Consider the following 21,881-nt stretch of genomic DNA (forward strand, 5'->3'; position numbering starts at 1 on the left):
GCGATGCTACAACCTGCACAGCGAAATACGCAACGAGCGTTGCACCATGTGCAACCCCGCAGGTCAAGTGGAACTTCCGAGCCGAACGAGGAGACACGCGGCATGGGCAGCACGACAACCACCGACCTCGGGCCGCAGCGCCTGGGCACGCTGGAGAAGTCGCTCCCGGCGGCTGCGGGCGGCAGCACGGTCGCCGACTTCCTCGCCACCGGGCCACGCCTGTCGACCTTCGGCACGCCGCTGCTCGTGCTCGACTCGGCGGTGCTCGACGCCAACATCGAACGCATGGCCGCCTGGTGCACCGCGCATGGCGTCGAGATCGCGCCGCACGGCAAGACGACCATGGCGCCCGCGCTGTGGGAGCGTCAGCTGCGGGCCGGCGCGTGGGGCATCACCGTCGCCACGCCGTCCCAGCTGCGGGTGGCGCTCGCGGCCGGCATCCGACGCATCCAGCTCGCCAACGCGCTGGTCGATCCGCACGCACTGGCCACCGTCAGCCGCGCGCTCGACGCCGATCCGGAGCTGCAGGTCATCAGCTGGGTCGACGCGCCCCACACCGTCGCGGCCATGGACGCCGCACTCGCCACCCTCACGCCCCAGCGCGCGCTCACCGTGCTGGTCGAGCTCGGCGCCCCCGGCGGGCGCACCGGGGCCCGCGGTCCCGACGCCGCACGCGCCGTCGTCGACGCGGTGGCACGCAGCCCGCACCTCACGCTCGGCGGGGTCGCCGCCTACGAGGGCTCGCTCGCCCACGACGCCGCCCCGGCCGAGCTGGCCGTCGTGCGCAAGTTCCTCGACGGGTTCGCGGCGCTGCACCGCAGCCTGCTCGACGCGGGCGCTTATCCGGGCGAGGTCATCGTCACCGCCGGAGGCAGCGCCTACTTCGACGACGTCGCCGCCGCGCTGGCACCGCTGGCCGGGCCCGGCGTGCGGGTGTTGCTGCGCTCGGGCGCCTACGTGATCCACGACGACGGCTACTACCGCGGCGTCTCCCCCTTCTCCCGCGATGCCGACCACCGGCCGCTCCGGTCGGCCATGCACGTCTGGGCGCGGGTGGTGTCGCAACCGGAGCCCGGCCTCGCACTGCTCGACGCGGGGCGCCGCGACGTCCCCGTCGACCAGGGCAACCCGATGCCCGACCTGGTGGCAGCGCAGCTGGGCTCGCCCACCCGGCCGGTGGTCGGGGAGATCACCTCGGTGGCCGACCAGCACGCCTTCCTGCGCACCGCACCGGGCGCCGAGCCCGCACTCGGCGAGGTCGTGCGGCTGCGCCTGTCGCACCCCTGCACCGCCATCGACAAGTGGCGCGTCATCCCGGTCGTCGACGGCGACACCGAGCCCGACCCCGTCGTCATCGAGCTCGTCCGGACGTACTTCTGATGTCCACACTGGTGCGGCACGCGTCCGTCATCGACGGCGCCGAGGGCCCCCGCTACACCGCCGACGTGCTCGTCACCGAGGGGCGCATCGCCGCGATCGGGCCCTCGATCACGCAACCGGCCGACCGCGTCATCGACGCCGACGGGCTCGTCCTGTCGCCCGGCTTCATCGACATGCACGCCCACTCCGACCTGCAGATCCTGATCAACCCCGACCACCTGGCGAAGATCAGCCAGGGCTGCACCACCGAGGTGCTCGGCCAGGACGGCCTGTCCTACGCCCCCGTCGACGACGCGGCGCTGGGAATGCTGCGCCGCAAGCTCACCGGCTGGAACACCGATCCCGGGCCCGAGCCGTTCACCTGGCGCAGCGTCGGCGAGTACCTGGACCGGCTCGACGAAGGCATCGCCGGCAACGCCGCCTACCTCGTTCCCCACGGCGTCGTGCGCGCGCTCGTGCTCGGCTGGGACGACGTGCCGGCCACCGCAGCCGACATCGTCGCCATGCAGGAGATCGTGCGCACCGCCATGGAGCAGGGCGCCGTCGGGCTGTCCGCGGGCCTCACCTACACGCCCGGCATGTACGCGGAGTCCGGGGAGCTGCTGGGCCTGTGCCGCACGGTCGGCGAGCTGGGCGGGTTCTTCGCGCCGCACCACCGCTCCTACGGAAAGGGGGCGCTGGAGGCCTACGCCGAGATGGTCGACCTCACCACGCGTGCCGGCTGCCCACTGCACCTCTCGCACGCCACCATGAACTTCGGGCCCAACAAGGGCCGCGCCGGCGAGCTGCTGGCCCTGCTCGACGCCGCGATCGCGGGCGGCGCCGACATCTCCCTCGACACCTACCCCTACCTGCCCGGCGCCACCACGCTCTCGGCGGTGCTGCCGAGCTGGTCCTCGGCGGGCGGCACCGAGGAGACGCTGCGCAGGCTGCACGACCCGGCGGCGCTCGCCCGCATCCGCGAGCACCTGGAGATCACCGGATCCGACGGCTGCCACGGCGTCACCGCGGAGTGGGACACCCTCGAGATCAGCGGGGTCGCCCACCCCGAGCTGGACGAGCTCGTCGGGCGCACCGTGGCGCAGATCGCGGCGGCCCGCGGGCAGGGCCCGTTCGACACGTTCGTCGACATCCTCGTGCGCGACGAGCTCGGCACCGGGATGCTGCAGCACGTCGGCCACGAGGGCAACGTGCAGGAGATCATGCGCCACCCCGGCCACACCGGGGGCAGCGACGGCCTGCTCGTCGGCGCCAAGCCGCATCCCCGGGCCTGGGGCACGTTCCCGCGCTACCTCGGCCACTACACCCGCGAGCTGGGCCTGTTCTCCCTGGAGGAATGCGTCGGGCACCTCACCGGGCGCGCGGCCACGCGGTTGCGCCTGCGCGACCGGGGGTACGTCCGCACCGGGTACGCCGCCGACCTGGTGCTGTTCGATCCCACCACGGTCGCCGACAGCGCCACCTTCGCCGAGCCGAAGCAGCAGGCGGCCGGCATCCCCTACGTGTTCGTGAACGGAGAGCTCGCCATGGACGACGGACAGCGCACCGAAGCGATGGCGGGGCGCGCGCTGCGCCGCCGGACCGGGGGTGCCGTCTCGTGAACCCCCTCGACGTCCTCACCGCCGACCGCGCGCTGACGGTGGTGCGAGCCGCCCACATCCCCGACGCCGTCGCGCTGTGCCACGCGCTCGCCGACGGCGGCATCCGCACCGTCGAGCTGACGTTCACCACGCCCGACGTGCTGAAGCACGTTGCGGCGGCCGCCGCCGACGGCAGGGCCGATGTGCTGCTGGGTGTCGGCACCGTGCTCACCGGGGAGCAGGCTCGGGCCGCGATCGACGCGGGCGCCCGGTTCCTCGTCACGCCGGGGCTGCGGCCCGAGGTCGCCGCGGTGGCCGTCGCGGCAGGCGTGCCGATCTTCCTCGGCGCGTTCACGCCCACCGAGGTCGCGATGGCGCTGGACATGGGCGCAGCGGCCGTCAAGATCTTCCCGGCCGGGCGGCTGGGCCCGAAGTACCTCGGCGACCTGCAGGGGCCCTATCCCGGAGTGCGGCTGCTGCCCTCGGGCGGCGTGTCGGCCGCGAACGCCGCCGACTTCCTCGCCGCCGGGGCGCTGGCCGTCTGCGCCGGAACGAGTGTCGTTCCACCCGCCGCCGTCGAGGCGGGCGCACTGTCCGAGATCACCGACCGCGCCCGCGCCTTCGCGGCCGCACTCACCCCCCACCGGGAGCCCTGATGATCGACTGGTTACAACACACCACGCCAGGGTTGCTGACGCTCGCCATCGTCAGCGTCGCGGTGCTGCTGGTACTGATCATCACGGTCAAGCTGGAACCGTTCATCGCGCTGATCGTCGTCAGCGTGGCCGTCGCGCTCGTGGCGGGTGTCCCGATCGCCGACCTCGTCGGCACCCCGATCAGCTCCAGCAAATCGCTGCTGGAGACCGGGTTCGGCGGCATCCTCGGCCACATCGCACCCATCATCGGGCTGGGCACCGTGCTCGGCGCGATCATGGAACGCTCCGGTGGCGCCGACGTGCTCGCGAGCAGGCTGCTGCGGCTGTTCGGGCCGAAGGGCGCGCCGCTGGCGATGGGCCTCACCGGCCTGATCTTCGGCATCCCGGTGTTCTTCGACATCGGCATCTTCGTGCTCGCGCCGCTCGTCTACGTCGCGGCGAAGCGCGGCGGCCGCTCGCTGGTGCTCTACGCACTGCCGATGCTCGCCGGGCTGTCGATGACGCACGCGTTCCTGCCGCCGCACCCCGGACCCGTCGCCGCCGCCGGACTGCTGCACGTCGACCTCGGCTGGCTGATCATCATGGGCCTCGCGTGCGGGATCCCCGCGTTCCTCGTCAGCGGCGTCTGGTGGGGCTCCTACATCGGCAACCGCGTCTTCGTCGCCCTCCCCGCCGACGTGGTGGCGGCCGACGAGCAGGCGGAGCGCGACGGCACCGTCGACAAGGCGATCGAGGAGGATGACCCGGCCGAGCCCGACACCGATGCCCCCACCGGTGGGGGCACCGCCACGCGGACCCGGGTCACGCCGCCGTCGGTGGGGCTGATCAGCACGATCATCCTGGTGCCGCTGGTGCTCATCCTCGGCGCCACGGTCGGGTCGGTCGCCCTGCCGAAGGAGTCCGGGGCCCAGCCGGTGCTGACGTTCCTCGGCACCCCGGCCATCGCACTCACCATCGCGGTGCTGATCGCGATGTACGTGCTCGGCACCCGGCGCGGCATCACCGTCACCGAGCTGGGCCGGATCACCGGCGAGTCGCTGCGCCCGATCGGCATGATCCTGCTCGTCGTCGGCGCCGGCGCGTTCTTCGGCGCGGTGCTCAAGGCCACCAAGGTCGGTGACGCGCTCGCCGGCTCCATGACCGCGGGCGGGCTCCCGATCATCCTGTCGGCCTACCTGATCAGCTGCGCGCTGCGGCTGGCCCAGGGATCGGCCACGGTCGCGATCGTCACCACCGCGGGCATCATCGAGCCCATCGTCTCCGCGGGCGGCTACTCACAGGCCCAGATCGCGCTGATCGTCATCGCCGTGTCGGCGGGCTCGATCGTGGCCAGCCACGTGAACGACGGCGGGTTCTGGATCGTCGCGAAGTACTTCAACATGTCGGTCAAGGACACCCTCAAGACCTGGACCGTGCTGGAGACCATCCTGTCGGTGGTCGGGTTCGCGATGGCCGGGCTCATCTGGCTGGTCGTGTAGCCGCCGGGCGGCCGACCCCGATCCCGCTCGGGGGAAGGCCGCCCCCAACTCTCTGTGATGGCACTAACATCTCCGCGTGGCCGACGAGATCAGGATCGACGTCCCGCACTCGGCACGGGTGTGGAACTACTGGCTGGGAGGCAAGGACAACTACCCGCCCGACCGCGCCGTCGGCGACGCGATCGCGGCGCGGTACCCGGAGATCATGCTGGTCGCGCGGGCGTCGCGGCAGTTCCTGATCCGCGCCGTCACCTTCCTGGCCGCCGAGGCCGGCATCGACCAGTTCCTCGACATCGGCACCGGCCTGCCCACGATGCAGAACACCCACGAGGTGGCCCAGTCCGTCAACCCGGCGGCCCGCGTCGTCTACGTCGACAACGACCCGCTCGTGCTCGCCCACGCGCGCACGCTGCTGGTGAACACCTCCGACGAGGGCGTCACCACCTACGTCCACGCCGACGTCCGCAAGCCGTACGAGATCATCTCCGACGCCCGCAACGTGCTGAACTTCGAACGTCCCATCGCCGTCATGCTGCTCGGGATTCTCGGGCACGCCACCCCCGACTTCGACCGCATGCGCGCCGTGATCACCCGGCTCATGGCCGCCGTGCCCGCGGGCAGCTACCTGGTGTTGCAGGACGGCACCGACACCAGCGACACCGCGCGCGACAGCGCCAAGCTCAACAACTACACGCTGCGCAGCCTCGACGAGTTCCGCCAGTGCTTCGACGGGCTGGAGCTGGTGGAACCCGGGCTGGTCACCACGCTGCAGTGGCGCCCGGACCCCGGCAGCACCGGCACCGACGAGCCGATCGACTCCTACTGCGCGGCGGGCCGCAAGCCCTGACGCACCCGCCCGAGCACCTGATCCGCCAGCTCCAGATCGTGCCGATGGGTGATCTTGAAGTTGCGCTCCTCACCCGGGATCCAGCGGACGGGCAGCTCCGGCGCGAACTCGGCAACGCACGACGCCGTGTCGGTGCCCGCGAAGCCGGCCCGCGCTGCAGCCTCGTAGGCCGCCAGCAGCGGGGCCGCCCGGAAGCCCTGCGGCGTCTGCACCGCCACCAGCCCGGCGGCGGGCCCGGTCAGGGTGCGGCCGTCCGGCGCGGCCACCGCGAGGTCGTCGCGGCGCAGGCCGGGCACCGCGCCGCCGCTCTCGCGCGCCACCCGCAGCACCTCCGCGGCGAGCGCGGTGCCGGCGAGCGGTCGGGCGCCGTCGTGGATCAGCACGGCATCGACCGCGCCGCCGTGGATGCGGTCGGCGAGCACCCGCAACCCGGCGAGCTCCGACTCCTGACGGGTCGCGCCGCCGATCACCGTCTCGACCCGCCCGAGCGTCTCATCGCCCGCCAGCACCGCGGCCGCCGCGGCGCGGTCGGCCTCCCGGACGACGAGGACGAGCGGGCCGACCCCCGGCGTCGCAGCCAGTGCAGCGAGTGACCACGCGATGACCGAACGTCCGGCCAGCGGGAGGTAGACCTTGTTGCGGTCGGCACCGACCCGCGTGCCGCTCCCGCCCGCGAGCACGACGGCGGCGGCTTCCGGGAGACGATCACGGGGGTCCACACCACCAGTGCAGCCGCACCGGACGCGGCGAGTCAAATCGCCTTACAGCACTGGTAGGAGCCCGAACGGGTAGGATCGGGCATTCCACACAGGAGTGGTGCACCGCAAAGCCTCCGTCGACGTTTCCGTATCGTCGCCCCATGAGTCCGACGCGGCACCGCGCTGCTTCCCTCGTGCAGCACCCCCGGTGTCGCCAGGGCAGAGTGCGGTCCGGACGGGCATCGGAGCCATCCTGACGAGGCACACCGCGGCCCGGTCGTCACTCGCAGTAGGCTCCGACCGGCCTCGGTGACGCGTCATGATCAGCAGCAGCGGCGATGGTCGCGCGAGAGGGGAGGCACGGAGGTGGACGTGGTGGATGACGACGGAGCGCGAGTGCCGCCCCGCCGCCGGGAGCTGCCGCCCGAGCAGCAGCCGTGGCCCCGCCGCGCCGAGCGCGAGCAGCGTCCGTTCCCGCCACCCCGCACCCGGCCGTCCGAGACGCGCCGCCCGCTGCCGCCACGCCGGGTCGAGCCCTCGGTCGACGTCCCGACGCGGCCGGTTCCGCCGCGGCGCAGCGCGCCCCCGCCCCAGCCCGTTCAGCAGCCCGGGCAGCCCGCTGCCGCACCCCCGCCGCCGCTGGGCGAGCCCCGCCGCCGGGCGCCGCAGGAGCCCCGCGCCCCCCGCAACTTCCCGCCGGCGCCGGAGCCACTGACCCGTCCGGTGCCGCGCACGCCGGCCCGCGGAGCCCCTGATCGCACGGGCGAGGAACGCCTGCCGGGCGGGCGCGACACCGGCGAGCGCGTCGCGCCGCGCCGATCGGCCACGCGCAGCGCGAGCGGCCGGTCCACGCTCGATCGCCCACGGTCGCGGTCCACCGACGAGGACGGCGTGCCCACCACCACCGTGCCGAAGGTCAACGGCCGCGGCACAGGTGCGGGCACCCGCCGGCCGGACGGCCCGGCCGCGGCCGCCGCTGCCCGCCGCCGCCGGGCCGCTGCCACCCCGCCGCGCACCTTGGGCAGCGCGCTGCTCGCCACCGCGGCCGCCACCATCGTGCCGGGCTCGGGGCACCTGATGCTGCGCCGCAAGCGCACCGGCGCCCTCATCCTCGGCGTCTTCGTGCTCTGCATCGTCGGCGTCCTGCTGCTGGGGCTCACGTCGAGCCGTTCGGAGCTGCTGCAGAACGCGCTGTCGAGCCGGGTGCTGCTCGTCGCGATCATCGCGATCATCGTGGCGGCGCTGGCCTGGGTCACCGTCATCGTCCGCACCTACCTGATCGCGCGGCCACGCGGCCTCGATGTGGGCCGCCAGGCGCTGGGCATCCTCACCGTCACCGCGCTGTGCCTGGTGATCGCCACCCCGCTGGGCTTCGCCGCCAACCTGGCCAACTCCCAGCGCGGCCTGCTCGACACGCTCTTCTCCGGCGACAAGGGCGGCACGGCGGTGGCCGAGGCCATCACCAAGCCCCGGCTCAACGTCCTGCTCGTCGGCAGCGACGCGGGGCCCGACCGCGAGGGCACCCGCACCGACTCGATGATGGTGGCGAGCCTCGACACCAAGACCGGCCGCACCACCCTGTTCGGGCTGCCCCGCAACATCGGCCACGCCGCGTTCCCGCCCGGCACCCCGATGGCCAAGAAGTTCCCGGACGGGTTCTACGACGCCGCCGATCCGCTCTCGGGCGAGTACCTGCTCAACGCGCTGTACGCGTACGCGCACACGAACCCGTCGCTGGCTCCGGCCGGTCCGACCACGGACCCCGGGCTGAACCTGCTCAACGAGTCGGTCCAGTACATGCTGGGGATCCAGATGGACTACTACGTCGAGCTGAACATGGCAGGCTTCGCGTCCATCATCGACGCGCTCGGCGGGCTGACCGTCGACGTCGGCCCCAACAAGATCCCGGTCGGCGGCATCACACCCGACGGCCGCCACGTCGCGCCGGACCGCTACATCCCGGCCGGTGTGCAGCGGCTGTCGGGCGCCGACTCGCTCGCGTACGCCCGTTCCCGCACCGATTCCGACGACTACACGCGGATGGGCCGCCAGCGCTGCCTGCTGCAGAACATCCTCAAGCAGAAGAGCCCCGCCGACCTGCTCACCAACTTCCAGGCGGTCGCGGCCGCCACCACCGACAGCGTGTCCACCAACATCCCGCAGCAGGTGCTGCCGGCACTGGTGTCGCTCGCCGGCTCGGAGACGGTGACGCTGGAGAGCATCGCGTTCACCCCGGACCTCCCCGACCCCGACGCGAACGACGGCAAGTTCAGCACGCTCGACCCCAACCTCGACCTGATGCGCAAGGTGGTCCAGGACGCGATCAACAAGGCGCCGGAGCCGGCCGCACCGCCTGCCACCGCCGCCGCGCCCACCACCAGCACCAAGCCCAGCAGCGGCGCCGCCAAGCCGACGACGAAACCGAGCACCACCGACGAGACGACGGCCACGGCGCCTGCCGCACCCACCAACCTGTCGGCCACCTGCGGCTGAGCGGCCTCAGCGCACCCCGCCGGGCCGCCAGCGGTACTCCACCTGCGGGCGCCCGGCGTCGCCGTAGCGCGCGTGCCGCACGGCCAGCCCGGTCTCGGCGAGGTACTCCAGGTACCGCCGGGCGGTGACGCGCGAGGCACCCACCGACTCGGCCGCCTCCGCCGCCGTCAGCCCGGCCCCGGAGCCGGCCGCCTCCAGCGCCGCGGCGACGGCGTCGAGCGACTCCCGGCTCACGCCTTTCGGGAGCCCCGGGGCGTCACTGGGGCCGCGCAGAGCACCGAACAGCTCGTCGACGTCGGACTGGGCGAGCACGTGGTCCTGCTCCATCCGGGCGCGGTAGGCGAGGTGGCTCTCCAGCTTGGCGCGCACGGCGGCGAAGGTGAACGGCTTCACCAGGTACTGCGTTGCCCCGAAGGCGACGGCCGCCTGCACGACGTCGAGATCGCGCGCCCGCGTCACCATGATCACGTCGGTGGTGTGGCCCGCGGCGCGGATGCGGCGCAGCACCTCCAGCCCGTTGGTGTCGGGCAGGTGGACGTCGAGCAGGACGAGGTCGACGGACGTGGACGCGAGCGCCCGCAGCGCCGCCTCGCCGGTGCCGGCCTGCCCGGCCACCGCAAAGCCCGGCACGCGCTCCACGTAGGCCACGTGGGCGGCCGCGGCCACCGGATCGTCCTCGACGACGAGGGTGCGGATCACGTGAGCACGGCCTCCTGGTGCAGGGGGAGGTGGACCGAGAAGAGCGCGCCACCGGAGCGGACGGCCCGGCCGGCCTCCACCCGGCCCCCGTAGCGGTGTGCAGCTTGGCGCACCAGCGCCAGCCCGAGCCCGCGGCCCATCCCCGCGCCGTGCGGCTTCGTGCTCCAGCCCCGTACGAAGGCCTGCTCGACCGCGGCGGCGTCGAGCCCGGGCCCGCTGTCGGCCACCTGCAGCACGAGCTCCTCCTCCCGTATCGACGCACCGAGCCGCACCACGTGCGGTGCCGGGGTGTCCAGGGTGGCATCGATCGCGTTGTCGAGCAGGTTGCCCACGATCGTCACGAGGTCGCGCGGGTCGGCGATGCCGGCGGGCACCGACGCGCCGTCGTCGAGGATCAGCTCGACGCCGCGCTCCGCCGCCTCGGCCGCCTTGCCCACCACGAGCGCGGCGAGCTCGGGCACGGCGAAGGCACCCAGCACCGCGTCGGTGAGCTGCTGGGCCACCTGCAGCTCGCGTGTGGCGTACTCCAGCGCGTCGTCGGCCCGGCCGAGCTCGATGAGCGAGATGACGGTGTGGAGCTGGTTGGCGGCCTCGTGGGCCTGCGCGTTGAGGGAGTCGGCGAAGCCACGGATCGTCTGCAGCTCGCTCACCAGCGCGCGCAGCTCGGTGTGGTCGCGCAGGGTGACCACCGTGCCCAGCCTGCGGACCCCCCGGCGGGTCGTGGCCTGGTTGACGACCACGATCCGGTCGGCTGTCACGTGGATCTCGTCGTGGGACGGCTCGCCGCTCGCGAGCGACGCCGCGAGCGCGTCCGGCAGCCCCAGCGCGTCGATCGGGTGGCCGACGACGTCGGTGTCCTCACCCAGGCCCAGCAGCCGGCGCGCCTCGTCGTTGACGAGCTGCACCCGGCCGGCGCCGTCGAGCAGCACCAGCCCCTCGCGCACCGCGTGCAGCACGGCGTCGTAGTACTCGTACATGCGGGAGAGCTGCGTCGGCCCCAGGTCGTGGGTGGCGCGCCGCAGCCACCGGCTGACCAGCCACGACCCGGCCGCGGCCAGCAGCAGCGCCACCGCAGCGGCGCTCAGCAGCAACGTCACCTGCGGGGCGAAGTCGCGCGCCACCGCGGAGACGGTGCGCCCGACCGACACGAGGGCGACGACCCGACCGGCCGCGAACACCGGCACCACCGCCCGCACCGACGGGCCGAGCGTGCCCGTGTAGGTCTCGGTGTAGGACTCGCCGCGGGCGGCCTGCTCGATGGAACCGAGGAACTTCTGGCCGATCTGCGTGGTGTCCGGATGCGTGAAGCGGATGCCGGCCGGGGTCATCACCACGATGAAGTCGGTGGCGGTGTCGACGCGCACGCGCTCCACCAGCGGCTGCAGCACCGCCGTCGGCTGCGGCTCGGCGAGCCCCGCGAGGACGTCGGGCTCGGCCGCGAGGGTGTGCGCGACCGCCAGCATCTCGTCGGCGGTCGAGCCGATGTTCGCCTGGTCGAGCTGCACGTAGGTGGCGGTGGCGACACCGCCGAGCACGATCACGATGACGAGCGCCTGCAGGGCGAACAGCTGCCGGGCGACGCTCCATCTGCGCACGTACGAAATGAACGAAACCGTGACGGCCACCACCACTCCCCTGATGCTTCTCGCGAAGAGTGCCGACACCCGCATGTCGGCGCAAATGCCCGCCGTCGTCGTCGGCCCCCGGAGGACCCCGTGTCAGCCACATCCGCACCCCCAGCCAAGAAGGATCGGACCCACTTCCTGTACATCGCGGTGGTCGTCGCGGTGATACTGGGCGTGGTCGTCGGCCTGCTGTGGCCCGAGCTCGGCAAGGGTCTCAAGCCGCTCGGCACCGCGTTCGTCAACCTCATCAAGATGATGATCAGCCCCATCATCTTCTGCACGATCGTGCTGGGCATCGGCTCCATCCGGCAGGCGGCGAAGGTCGGCAAGGTCGGCGGGATCGCGCTGGGCTACTTCATCGCGATGTCCACCGTCGCGCTGGCCATCGGCCTCGTGGTCGGCAACATCGTGCAGCCCGGTGCCGGGCTCGGGATCACCAACCTGACGCCGTACAAGGTGCCGGCGGCCGAGGGGGCCACCGACTTCATCCTCGAGATCATCCCGACCACTCTGTTCTCCGCGCTGGTCGGCACGAGCGTGCTCTCCACGCTGTTCGTGGCGCTGCTCGTCGGCTTCGGGGTCCAGGCGCTCGGGCAGACGGGGCAGCCCATCCTGACCGCGATCAGCTACCTCCAGAAGCTCGTCTTCCGGATCCTGACCATGATCATGTGGGTGGCCCCGATCGGCGCGTTCGGCGCGATGGCCGCCGTGGTGGGCGAGACCGGTTGGAAGGCCGTCGGCGCACTCTTCCAGGTGATGCTCGGCTTCTACGTCACGTGCTTCCTGTTCGTCGTGGTGATCCTCGGGCTGCTGCTGCGCTTCGCGGCCGGGATGAGCATCTTCTCGCTGCTGCGCTACCTCGGCCGCGAGTTCCTGCTGATCGTCTCGACGTCGTCGTCGGAGTCGGCGTTCCCGCGGCTCATCGCGAAGATGGAGCACATCGGCGTCTCGCGGCCGGTCGTCGGGATCACGGTGCCAACGGGCTACTCGTTCAACCTGGACGGCACCGCGATCTACCTGACGATGGCCTCGCTGTTCGTGGCCGACGCGCTGGGCAAGCCGCTGGCGCTCGGCGAGCAGATCTCGCTGCTGCTGTTCATGATCATCGCGTCGAAGGGTGCTGCCGGCGTCACCGGGGCCGGGCTCTCGACGCTGGCGGGCGGGCTGGCCTCGCACCGTCCGGACCTCGTGGACGGCGTCGGGCTGATCGTCGGCATCGACCGGTTCATGTCCGAGGCCCGCGCCGTCACCAACTTCGCCGGCAACGCCGTGGCCACCGTGCTGATCGGCAACTGGGTCGGCGAGTTCGACCGCGACAAGGCCAACCGGGTGCTCAGCGGCGAGGACCCGTTCGACGAGGCCACCATGCTCGACAACGACCCCCACGCACCCGAGGTGCAGCTGCTGAAGGACCCGGCCACCACCTCGGCCTGAGCCCCGCAGTCCCCGACCCGACCGCACGACGGCGCGCTCGTCCACATCCGCTGGACGAGCGCGCCGTTCGTTGCGTCAACGGAGGTTGCAGAGCGTGATCGCACGAGCACCGCACCGCCGCTGACCTGCGCGGACGTTGTCCACACCACCCTCACCCGATGGTGCCCCCGGACACCCCCGAACAGCGCCTTTTCGATCGATCCGCACGTCAGAAGGGGGGCTGCACGCGTGTCGCTGAGCGGCTCTGCCACGCTTGACACGAAGATGACCTGCGCAGACACCCGTCCTGGGTGGACGCATGGAGAGGAGAACGCCAACATGGCACTGCCCACGCTCACCCCCGAGCAGCGCGCCGAGGCCCTCAAGAAGGCCGCCGCCGCACGTACGGCCCGCAAGGAGCTGCGCGACGCGATCGCCGCCGGCAAGGAGACCATCCCGGCCGTGCTCAGCCGGGCGAAGTCCGACACGATCGTCGGCAAGACCAAGGTCGCCGACCTGCTCAAGAGCCTCCCCGGCTACGGCCCCGCCAAGGTCTCGGCGCTGCTCGAGCAGACCGGCATCGACGCCTCGCGCCGCGCCGCCGGACTGGGCGACCGCCAGCGCCAGGCGCTGCTGGACGCGCTCAAGTAGTACGAAGCCCGCTTCCACGTCCGGCCCCCGAGGTCATCCTCGGGGGCGGGCGGGGTGGGCTGCACCACCTGCCGGGACCTTTCGTTCGACACGCGCCAAGGCGACAGGCAGGCTGAGCAGGTGGATCGCTTCATCGACGTCGCGCCCGGGGTCCGGCTCTGGACCGAGGACCTCGCCTCCAGCTCGCCCGATCCCGGCGAGCCCATCCTGCTCGTGATGGGCGCAGCATCGTCCGGGCTCATCTGGCCCGACGAGCTCGTCGCCCAGCTCGCGGAGCGCCACCGCGTCATCCGCTACGACCACCGCGACACCGGCCGCAGCACCGCCGCCTTCGCGGACCAGCCCTACGGCGTCACCGACCTGGCCGCCGATGCGATCGCCGTGCTCGACGCGTTCGACATCCCGCGGGCCCACGTCGTGGGCATGTCGCTGGGCGGCACGCTCGTCCAGCTCATGCTGCTCGACCATCCCGAGCGGTGCATCTCGGCCACCGTCTTCTGCACCGGGGCGCTGCCCGTCCCGGGGGCACCCGAGCTGCCCGGCCCCGACCCCGCACTGCTGCGCATGTGGGGCGAGCTCGACGACGAGCGCGACCGCGAGGGCGAGCTCGAATGGCGCGTCCAGCACTGGCGCCTGCTCAACGGCACCGGCACCACGTTCGACGCCGACGAGTTCCGGGCGCTCGAAGAGCGGGTCATCGAGCACGCGGGCCACCACGAGCCGGTCATCGCCCACGCGCAGATGTCGCTCGACGGCTTCAACCGCGGCGCCGAGCTGGCCGCCGTCGAGGTGCCGACGCTCGTCATCGAGGCTCCTGAGGATCCCGTGTACCCGCCGCCCCACGCCGGGCACCTGGCCCGGGCGCTGGGTAGCGGGCGATTGGTCCGGATTCCGGGGATGGGGCATGCCATCAATCGCACGGTGGTCTCGCCGCTGGCCGCCGCGATACTGACTCAGACGTCGGCGGCTGCTACGTCTGCTTAGGTCGCGTGCGCCGGTTTCGTGCCTGCCGGTCCGGTGCGGTTGGGTGGTGTGCCCCGGCTTTGCCGACGCCTCGCCGGCGGGGCAGGTCTCGGGGAGGGCTGGGGACACTTGGGCCCCGGGGTGCGCGCTGCGCGCGCACGGGCTCTCTCACCCGGCGGGGCTCCCGAGAAACCGGGTCAGGCGTGCCCGCAGCTACGAGTTAGTGCAGGTCAACGCGCGAGTTGCGGTGGATGTGCCCGCGAGTTGCGCCAGATCGGCCCGCGAGTTGCGACGGATGTGCCCGCGAGTCGGGACGGAATGACCCGCGAGTCGGGACCGATTGACCCGCGAGTCGGGATGGGATCGACCCGCGAGTCGGACCGACGGTCGCGTGAGGCGGCCGGGGGTTGGCGCGCTGCGGGCCCGAAAAGTCTTCAAGATTTTTTGCCCGACCGCCCCCGGAACACCCCGGAACCGTCGGTCCTCGAACGTATGGTCGACACATGATGGTTGACCAGCAGCTACCGAGCCTCGCGGCACTGCCGCCCGGGCCCGAACTGCTCGCCGCCCTCACCAACCTCGACTTCACCGCCATCCCGCAGGACCAGAAGGTCGACGTACTCCAGGCGACCTGGCGACAGACCTCGCAACTGTTCGCCCTCTACGCCGCCGCCCTCGACCAGATCTCGCGCAGCGACCCCGACCCCGATGACCCCCACCACCTCCTGCACCGCACCACCGGCGACTGGGCCGACGCCGAGATCGCCGCCGCCTTGACCTTCACCGCACGCCGTACCGGATACGAACGCGAATTCGCCTCGATACTGATCAACCGTTTGCCGCTCGTGTATGCCGCGCTGCTGGCCGGACGACTCGATCACCACAAGGCGCGCGTGTTCACCGACTACCTCGCCGACCTCACCGACCCCCAGATCGAGCGGATCTGCACGCGGCTCGTGGGCCCGGCCGAAGAGTGGACCACCGGGCAACTCGCCCAGTGGCTACTGCGGGAAGTCCTGGCCGTCGACCGCTCCTACTCCCGCAAGAAATACCGAGCCGCCGTCCACGAACGCGGCGTGACCGGCTATCTGGCGGCCGACGGAACTGCCACCATCACCGCCCACGGACTCACGCCGACCGAGGCCGCCGCTGCGGCGGCGCGGCTCGAAGACCTGGCCGATGCGATCCGCCGCGCCGGGCATCCCGGCACCGTGCACCAAGTCCGCGCGGATCTGTTCGTCCGGCTCCTCGACGGGACCCTTGCCGGACTCGGACGCGCCGACATCATCACGGCCATGGTCACCGACGGCCGCAACGCCGAGACCGCAGCCACCCCGGACGAGGCACCGCAGACCGCCGATCCCGCGCCCGATACTGCCGCCGCCGAGCCCACCGGCCCAGAACCGGTACCGGCCCAGCCCGGACCGAGCGGGCCCGCACCAAGCACGCACGGGCTCCGGTCCGATCAACAACCAGCAAACACCCGACCCACACCCGGCGTCCCCCGCGAAGGCGTCGAAGTACGCCCCACATCACGTCCTGCGGGCCCGCGACGTGACGGGCGGTCTACTCGGAGAGCAACGCGCCCTCGCTGGGCCAGTGCCGGTACAGCGTGGCCTTCGATGCGCCGCAGCGCCCGGCCACCGCGTCGACCGTCACCAGGTCGAAACCGAGCTCCCCCTCAGCTCGGGATGCGCTCCCCGGCCTCCACGGCCACCGTCAGCACGTTGCCGGCCGGCGGCAGCGGGCAGGTGGCGAAGTCGGTGAACGCGCAGGGCAGGTTCGTGAGCCGGTTGAAGTCGATCTCGACGCTGCCATCGGGCGCCGGGTCGGCGGTGCGCACCTGACGGCCGCCCGAGTAGGTCGTGACGCCCGAGGTGGCGTCTCGGAAGTGCAGCGACAGACCGCCGTCCTTGCCCGGCATCGCGACGAGCTCGTGCGTCTGGCCGTCGAGCTCGAACCGCACCACGCCGACGGCGGTCAGGTAGTGGTTGAGCCCCTCCACCACCGCGTCCACCGTGATCGCGACGGGTTCCGGGTACGCCTCGAACCGCGCCGGCACGACCCAGCGCTCCTGCGCCGGGAACGCCGGCACGCCGGTGAAGCCCGTGCGGGTGGCTGCCTGCGGGTCGCGCACGCGCAGCGCGTGGGTGTCGGTGCGGCGCACGACCTCGATCACCACGTCACCGAGCTCGACGAGCGTGCCGGGCAGCCCGTCCACCGGGTGCAGCGTGGCCGTGCCGTCGATGCGGCGCGGCTCGCGCGTGGTCTGGACGACGAGCCCGTCGGCGGCCACTGCGGAGATCTTCACGCCGTCGGGGGTTGCGCTCCACAGGCCGGGCAGCCCCTCGATCGCCGACGGCTCCGGGGTGAGCCACTGCAGTGCGGTGAGGCTGAGCCACCCGTGCGGTGTGCTCAGCTCGCCCTCGCGTGCGGCGTGCCAGGTGTCCCAGGCGCGCTGCAGGTCCGACCGGATCTCCTGTGCCACTGTCATGTTCGGTGCAACACCGGAGGCCGCCGGTTCATGCCTGCCGCAGATTTTCCGGCACCGGACATGCCGATGCCGGCCTGTTGGGGATCAGCAGGCCGGCATCGGTCAGGTGGTGCTCAGATCATCGGATCAGATGTGGAAGTCGAACGCGTGCGCAGCCCCACCGTCGCCACCATCGGCGTCGGCGTCGGCGTGGTTGTGCTGGTCGCCGAACACGTTGAGGTTGTGCTCGTTGGAGGCGAAGGCCTCGCCACCGTCGCCGCCGTCGCCACCATCGGCGTGGAGGAACGGGTTGTGGCCACCGAAGGCGTCGCCGCCGTCGCCGCCGTTGGCGTTGGCCGTGGCGTCGTTGTGCTGGAAGCCACCGAAGTTGACGTTGCCGGCGTTGATCGCCGAGGCGAACCCGCCGTCGCCGCCGTCGCCGCCCGTGCCGTGACCGAACGCGTCGCCGCCGTTGCCGCCTCCTGCGTTGGCCGTGGCCGAGTTCTCCTGGACACCGTCCCCGAAGTTGATGTTGCCGGCGTTGACGGCGAGCGAGATGCCGCCGTTTCCGCCGTCGCCACCGTGGGTGATGGTGACCGGGCTGCCGCCGGCGTTGCCGCCGTCGCCACCGTTGGCGTTGGCCGTGGCGGAGTTGGTCTGCGACCCGTGCCCGAGGTTCACGTTGCCGGCGTTGACCGCGATGGCCAGGCCACCGAAGCCACCGTCGCCACCGACCGCGTCGCCGTGGCCGAAGAACCCGCCGGCGCCGTGGGCGTCGCCACCGTCGCCGCCGTTCGCGTTGGCCGTGGCGGAGTTGTCCTGGTGCCCGCCGACGTTGACGTTGCCCTCGTTGGAGGCGCTGGCGGTGCCGCCGTCGCCCCCGTTGCCGCCGGTCGCGGTGCCGTGCTGCAGCCACGGCGGGACGATGCCCGTGTTGTGGGGGACGTCGGCGTCGCCGCCGTTGCCACCGTTCGCGTTGGCCGTGGCGGAGTTGTCCTGGTGCCCGCCGATGTTGACGTTGCCGACGTTGTGGGCGTCGGCGGTGCCGCCGTTGCCCCCGTTGCCGCCCGTGGCGTGCCCGCCGTGCCCGGCATCGGCGTTGCCACCGTTGCCGCCGTTGGCGTTGGCCGACGCGGTGTTGTGCTGGCTGCCGAAGACGTTGACGTTGCCGTCGTTGCCCGCCGTGGCGTGCCCGCCGTCGCCGCCGTTGCCGCCGGTCGCGGTGCCGTGTCCGCCGGCGTGTGCCGCGCCGCCATTGCCACCGTTCGCGTTCGCCGTGGCGTCGTTGCTCTGGTGCCCGCCGACGTTCACGTTGCCGGTGTTGTGGGCGTCTGCGGTGCCGCCGTTGCCCCCGTTGCCGCCGGTCGCGTGCCCACCGTGCCCGGCGGTGGCGGCTCCGCCGTTGCCGCCGTTCGCGTTGGCGCTCGCGTCGTTGCTCTGGTGCCCACCGACGTTGACGTTGCCCACGTTCCCGGCGTCGGCGGTGCCGCCGTTACCACCGTTGCCACCGGTCGCGGTGCCGTGGCCGCCGGCGTGTGCCGCGCCGCCGTTGCCACCGTTCGCGTTCGCGGAGGCCGAGTTGTCCTGGTGCCCGCCGACGTTCACGTTGCCGGTGTTGTGGGCCGTGGCGTCGCCACCGTTGCCCCCGTTGCCACCGGTCGCGTTGCCGCCGTGCCCTGCGGTGGCGGCTCCGCCGTTGCCACCGTTCGCGTTGGCGGAAGCGTCGTTGCTCTGGTGGCCGCCGACGTTCACGTTGCCCGCGTTGGAGGCATCGGCGTGACCGCCGTTGCCGCCGTTGCCGCCGGTGGCTGCGCCACCGTGTCCGGCGGTGGCTGCGCCACCGTTGCCGCCGTTGGCGTTGGCCGAGGCGGTGTTGCTCTGCGATCCGCCCACGTTCACATTGCCACTGTTGGAGGAAGTTGCGGTCCCACCGTTGCCGCCATTGCCACCCTGAGCGCCGCTCATGTTTTTCTCCCGGTTTCGCTGCCGGTCTGGCGCCGGCTGATTCGTTGTCGAGGAGAAGCATGCGTTCGTTTCACTTTTCGGGCGATCTCCTCGGCGGGAACGCCCGTGTAGCGCCAGGTAAGGGTTTTCTTACCCGATCGGCAGCACCGCAGTGGACCATTCGTGTCCGAGGAGCTCGGTGCTGCGGACCCGGTCGGCGGGGTCGCCGGTGATCGTCGTGACGAGCAGCTCGTCGGCTCCGGTGACCCGCGCGAGCGTCGCGAGCCGCTCGACGACGGTGCCCGCGTCGCCCACGAACTGCGTGTCGACGCGGTCGGCCACGGCGGCCCGCTCGGCATCGGTCCACACGCGCGCGCGGGCCTGGGCGGGCGTCGGGTAGGGGTGCGCGCCGCGGCCGGCGCGGATGTCGAGCACCCATCCGGCGTACGGTGCGGCGAGCTCGCGGGCCCGCTCGACGGTCTCGGCCACCACGACGTCGGCCGACACCATGACGTGCGGACGCGCCAGCCGTGCAGACGGCCGGAACCCGGCCCGGTAGGCCGCCACCGCGTCGAGCACCGTGGCGGGCACCGTGTGGTAGCTCGCGGCGAACGGCAGCCCCAGCTCGCCCGCCACCCGCGCGCTCTCACCCGCGCTGGACCCGAGCACCCAGACGTCGAGATCGGCGCCCGCCGCGGGCTGGACGGTCATCGGGACGCCGTCGGGACGGCGGGAGCGCCCGGCGAAGTGGTCGAGGATGTCGGTGACCTGGGTGCGGTAGTCCGGTGCCGGGTCGGCGGCGTCGAACCCGAGCAGCGCGCCGAGTGCACCGAACAGCGAGAGGTCGCCTGCGAAGCGGCCGGGCGTCGGGATCAACAGCCCGTCCACCACGCGGGACGGCCGGGCCGGCGGTGCGTCACCGCGGGCCGCGGCCCGGCCCTCCTGGATCAGCGCGAGGATCTTGTGCAGGTCGAACCGGCCGAGCCCGAGGTCGACCCGTCCCGGGTGCACGGCGGCGACGGTGCCGAACTGCTCGGCCACCAGCAGGGGCGGGGTGTTGGGCAGCTGGACGGCGCCCGACCCCACCCGGATCGTGGACGTCGCCGCCGCCAGCAGCGCCACCAGCACCGGTGTGGACGCCGACGCGACACCGGGGTTCAGGTGGTGCTCGGCCACCCAGTACCGCGCGTAACCGGCGCGCTCGGCCACCTGGGCGTGCGCGAGGGTGTTGCGCAGCGCGTCGGCGGCCGTTCCCCCGGCAGGTACCGGTGACAGGTCGAGGATCGACAGCGGAATCCGTGCGGTCACAGGCCCACCCACCTTGCCGGTCAGACGTGGGCGCGGCTGCCGGCGATGGCCGCCAGCAGCTCGCGCGTGTACTCGTGCCCGGGATTCTCGAAGAGCTGACGCGCCGGCGCGAGCTCCAGCAGCCTGCCCTCCCGCATGACACCGACGCGGTGGGCGATGCTGCGGACCACGGCGAGGTCGTGGGAGATGAACAGGTACGTGAGCCCGGCGTCGGCCTGCAGCTCGCCGAGCAGGTCGAGCACCTGCGCCTGCACCGAGACGTCCAGCGCCGACACCGGCTCGTCGCAGACCACGAGGTCCGGGGAGAGCGCGAGCGCGCGGGCGATCGCGACGCGCTGGCGCTGCCCGCCCGAGAGCTCGACGGGCCGGCGCGCCAGCACCGACGACGGCAACGCCACGCGCTCCACCAGCTCCGTGACCCGCTGCCGGCGCGCGGCCGCGTCCCCGACGGCGAACGCCCGCAGCGGCTCGGCCACCAGCTCCTCGATGCTGAAGCGCGGGTCCAGCGACGCGTAGGGGTTCTGGTAGATCAGCTGGGCCCGGCGGCGCAGCTCCCGCCACGGCCGCCCGCGGGACGTGGTGATGTCGCTCCCGTCGAACAGCACCTGCCCCGAGGTCGGATCAGCGAGCCGCAACACCATCCGCGCGGTCGTCGACTTGCCCGACCCCGACTCCCCGACCAGCGCGAGCGTCTCGCCGCGCCCGATCGTGAAGCTGACGCCGTCCACGGCCCGCAGCGTGCGGCGGCCCGGGAGCCGGAACTCCTTGACCAGGTCCCGGACCTCCACCAGCGGCGGCCCGGCGGGCGCCGACCGGGCCGGCGGCGTTGCCGGGCGCAGCCCGGGCGCGCTCTCGACGAGCCGGCGCGTGTAGGCGTCCCGGGGTGCCGCGAGCACCGCTCCCGCCGGGCCCTCCTCGACGATCCGGCCCTGCGACATCACGATGATCCGGTCGGCGCGGTCGGCCGCGACGCCCAGGTCGTGGGTGATGAGCAGCAGCGCCGTGCCGGTCTCCCGGGCCAGCCCCTCGAGGTGGTCGAGGATGCGCCGGGCGACGGTGGCGTCCAGCGAGCTGGTGGGCTCGTCGGCGATGATCAGCCGTGGCTTCGCCGCGATCGCGATCGCGATCAGCACCCGCTGGCGCATGCCACCGGAGAGCTCGTGCGGGTACTGCCCCGCCCGCACGGCAGGCTCCGGCAGCCCGGCCCGTTCCAGGATCTCGACGGCGTCGAGCGCGGCCCGGCGCCGGTCGGCCAGCCCGTGCACGCGCAGCACCTCGGCGACCTGGGCGCCGATCTTGCGGACGGGGTTGAGCGACACCGTGGGGTCCTGCGGTACCAGCCCGATCCGCTTGCCCCGCACGGCCCGGAACTCCCGCTCCGAGAGCCGCGCCAGGTCCGCCCCGGCGAGGCGGACGCTCCCGGCGTCGACCGCGCCGTTGGGTGGCAGCAGCCCGATCACGGCCTGCGCCAGCGTCGTCTTGCCCGATCCGGACTCCCCGACGATCGCGACGGTCTCCCCCGCCGCCACCGTCAGCGACGCCCCGCGGACGGCGCGGATCAGCCCACCGGAGGTGTGGTAGCTGATGTCGAGGTCCTCGACCTGCAGCAGCTCGCTCACCGCTCTCCCTCGCTGAGGCTCGGTCGGCGCTGCGCGCAAGGGCGCTGTGACATT

General features: G+C 72.7%; 17 protein-coding genes and 1 pseudogene. 10 read left to right on the forward strand and 8 right to left on the reverse strand.

Going from position 1 to position 21,881, the window contains the following annotated elements:
* Window positions 1-102 precede the first annotated feature (102 nt).
* The 5 genes from ACFPFQ_RS21240 (at window position 103) to ACFPFQ_RS21260 (ending at window position 5,941) form a co-directional block, all read left to right on the forward strand.
* Window positions 103-1,380, forward strand: a complete 1,278-nt coding sequence (locus tag ACFPFQ_RS21240; RefSeq protein WP_379621430.1) for an alanine racemase — start codon at window positions 103-105, stop codon at window positions 1,378-1,380.
* Window positions 1,380-2,981 carry an N-acyl-D-amino-acid deacylase family protein gene (locus ACFPFQ_RS21245; RefSeq protein WP_379621432.1) on the forward strand — a complete coding sequence of 534 codons (1,602 nt, stop codon included), beginning with the start codon at window positions 1,380-1,382 and terminating at the stop codon, window positions 2,979-2,981. Before ACFPFQ_RS21240 ends, ACFPFQ_RS21245 begins: the two co-directional genes overlap by 1 nt.
* Window positions 2,978-3,616, forward strand: coding sequence for a bifunctional 4-hydroxy-2-oxoglutarate aldolase/2-dehydro-3-deoxy-phosphogluconate aldolase (locus tag ACFPFQ_RS21250; RefSeq protein ID WP_379621434.1), 639 nt, complete (start codon window positions 2,978-2,980; stop codon window positions 3,614-3,616). Before ACFPFQ_RS21245 ends, ACFPFQ_RS21250 begins: the two co-directional genes overlap by 4 nt.
* Window positions 3,616-5,094, forward strand: coding sequence for a GntP family permease (locus ACFPFQ_RS21255; protein WP_379621436.1), 1,479 nt, complete (start codon window positions 3,616-3,618; stop codon window positions 5,092-5,094). Before ACFPFQ_RS21250 ends, ACFPFQ_RS21255 begins: the two co-directional genes overlap by 1 nt.
* 76 nt (window positions 5,095-5,170) lie before the next feature.
* Entirely contained in the window at window positions 5,171-5,941 is a 771-nt protein-coding gene (locus tag ACFPFQ_RS21260) for an SAM-dependent methyltransferase (protein WP_379621438.1), read from the forward strand.
* On the opposite strand, the gene ACFPFQ_RS21265 is transcribed toward ACFPFQ_RS21260, so the two are convergent.
* Window positions 5,914-6,660, reverse strand: coding sequence for an IspD/TarI family cytidylyltransferase (locus ACFPFQ_RS21265; RefSeq protein ID WP_379621440.1), 747 nt, complete (start codon window positions 6,658-6,660; stop codon window positions 5,914-5,916). The genes ACFPFQ_RS21260 and ACFPFQ_RS21265 overlap by 28 nt on opposite strands.
* Before the next feature lie 354 nt (window positions 6,661-7,014).
* Between ACFPFQ_RS21265 and ACFPFQ_RS21270 the strand changes: the two genes are divergently transcribed.
* Window positions 7,015-9,132: an LCP family protein gene (locus tag ACFPFQ_RS21270; protein WP_379621442.1), complete on the forward strand. Its 2,118-nt coding sequence runs from the start codon at window positions 7,015-7,017 to the stop codon at window positions 9,130-9,132.
* A 6-nt stretch (window positions 9,133-9,138) separates the two neighbouring features.
* On the opposite strand, the gene ACFPFQ_RS21275 is transcribed toward ACFPFQ_RS21270, so the two are convergent.
* Both ACFPFQ_RS21275 and ACFPFQ_RS21280 read right to left on the reverse strand, forming a co-directional pair.
* The gene (locus tag ACFPFQ_RS21275) at window positions 9,139-9,831 is read right to left on the reverse strand and encodes a response regulator (protein ID WP_379621444.1); all 693 of its coding nucleotides are present in this window, start codon (window positions 9,829-9,831) and stop codon (window positions 9,139-9,141) included.
* Window positions 9,828-11,456 carry an ATP-binding protein gene (locus ACFPFQ_RS21280; RefSeq protein WP_379621446.1) on the reverse strand — a complete coding sequence of 543 codons (1,629 nt, stop codon included), beginning with the start codon at window positions 11,454-11,456 and terminating at the stop codon, window positions 9,828-9,830. The genes ACFPFQ_RS21275 and ACFPFQ_RS21280 overlap by 4 nt, the downstream gene beginning before the upstream one ends.
* Before the next feature lie 90 nt (window positions 11,457-11,546).
* On the opposite strand from ACFPFQ_RS21280, the gene ACFPFQ_RS21285 reads away from it, so the two are divergent.
* The 4 genes and pseudogenes from ACFPFQ_RS21285 to ACFPFQ_RS21300 all read left to right on the forward strand — a co-directional run.
* Window positions 11,547-12,890, forward strand: coding sequence for a cation:dicarboxylate symporter family transporter (locus tag ACFPFQ_RS21285; RefSeq protein ID WP_379621448.1), 1,344 nt, complete (start codon window positions 11,547-11,549; stop codon window positions 12,888-12,890).
* A 318-nt stretch (window positions 12,891-13,208) separates the two neighbouring features.
* A complete protein-coding gene (gene mihF / locus ACFPFQ_RS21290; protein ID WP_379621450.1) occupies window positions 13,209-13,520 on the forward strand; it encodes an integration host factor, actinobacterial type in 312 nt (103 codons plus the stop codon).
* Window positions 13,521-13,640: 120 nt separating this feature from the next.
* Window positions 13,641-14,504: an alpha/beta fold hydrolase gene (locus ACFPFQ_RS21295; protein WP_379621452.1), complete on the forward strand. Its 864-nt coding sequence runs from the start codon at window positions 13,641-13,643 to the stop codon at window positions 14,502-14,504.
* 485 nt (window positions 14,505-14,989) lie between these two features.
* Window positions 14,990-15,736 (forward strand): annotated as a pseudogene (locus ACFPFQ_RS21300) (DUF222 domain-containing protein); the annotation flags it as partial.
* A 313-nt stretch (window positions 15,737-16,049) separates the two neighbouring features.
* On the opposite strand, the gene ACFPFQ_RS21305 reads toward ACFPFQ_RS21300, so the two are convergent.
* From ACFPFQ_RS21305 to ACFPFQ_RS21325, 5 genes are all read right to left on the reverse strand, one after another.
* The gene (locus ACFPFQ_RS21305) at window positions 16,050-16,142 is read right to left on the reverse strand and encodes a TetR family transcriptional regulator (RefSeq protein ID WP_379621788.1); all 93 of its coding nucleotides are present in this window, start codon (window positions 16,140-16,142) and stop codon (window positions 16,050-16,052) included.
* Between the two features lie 22 nt (window positions 16,143-16,164).
* Entirely contained in the window at window positions 16,165-16,977 is an 813-nt protein-coding gene (locus ACFPFQ_RS21310) for a DUF1684 domain-containing protein (protein ID WP_379621454.1), read from the reverse strand.
* Between the two features lie 126 nt (window positions 16,978-17,103).
* Window positions 17,104-18,855, reverse strand: a complete 1,752-nt coding sequence (locus ACFPFQ_RS21315; protein ID WP_379621456.1) for a hypothetical protein — start codon at window positions 18,853-18,855, stop codon at window positions 17,104-17,106.
* A 195-nt stretch (window positions 18,856-19,050) separates the two neighbouring features.
* The gene (locus ACFPFQ_RS21320; RefSeq protein ID WP_379621458.1) at window positions 19,051-20,208 is read right to left on the reverse strand and encodes an LLM class flavin-dependent oxidoreductase; all 1,158 of its coding nucleotides are present in this window, start codon (window positions 20,206-20,208) and stop codon (window positions 19,051-19,053) included.
* Window positions 20,209-20,228: 20 nt separating this feature from the next.
* Window positions 20,229-21,827 (reverse strand): dipeptide ABC transporter ATP-binding protein, encoded by a 1,599-nt coding sequence (locus ACFPFQ_RS21325; RefSeq protein WP_379621460.1) that lies wholly within the window; start codon window positions 21,825-21,827, stop codon window positions 20,229-20,231.
* Between the last annotated feature and the right edge of the window lie 54 nt (window positions 21,828-21,881).

This window comes from Pseudonocardia sp. GCM10023141, assembly GCF_042653605.1.

What these genes read in the sequence shown, in the direction of transcription:
- ACFPFQ_RS21245 (WP_379621432.1), top strand. Translation starts at nt 1,380, where the DNA reads ATGTCCACACTGGTGCGGCACGCGTCCGTCATCGACGGCGCCGAGGGC.
- ACFPFQ_RS21310 (WP_379621454.1), bottom strand. Translation starts at nt 16,977, where the DNA reads ATGACAGTGGCACAGGAGATCCGGTCGGACCTGCAGCGCGCCTGGGAC.
- ACFPFQ_RS21240 (WP_379621430.1), top strand. Translation starts at nt 103, where the DNA reads ATGGGCAGCACGACAACCACCGACCTCGGGCCGCAGCGCCTGGGCACG.
- ACFPFQ_RS21255 (WP_379621436.1), top strand. Translation starts at nt 3,616, where the DNA reads ATGATCGACTGGTTACAACACACCACGCCAGGGTTGCTGACGCTCGCC.
- mihF (WP_379621450.1), top strand. Translation starts at nt 13,209, where the DNA reads ATGGCACTGCCCACGCTCACCCCCGAGCAGCGCGCCGAGGCCCTCAAG.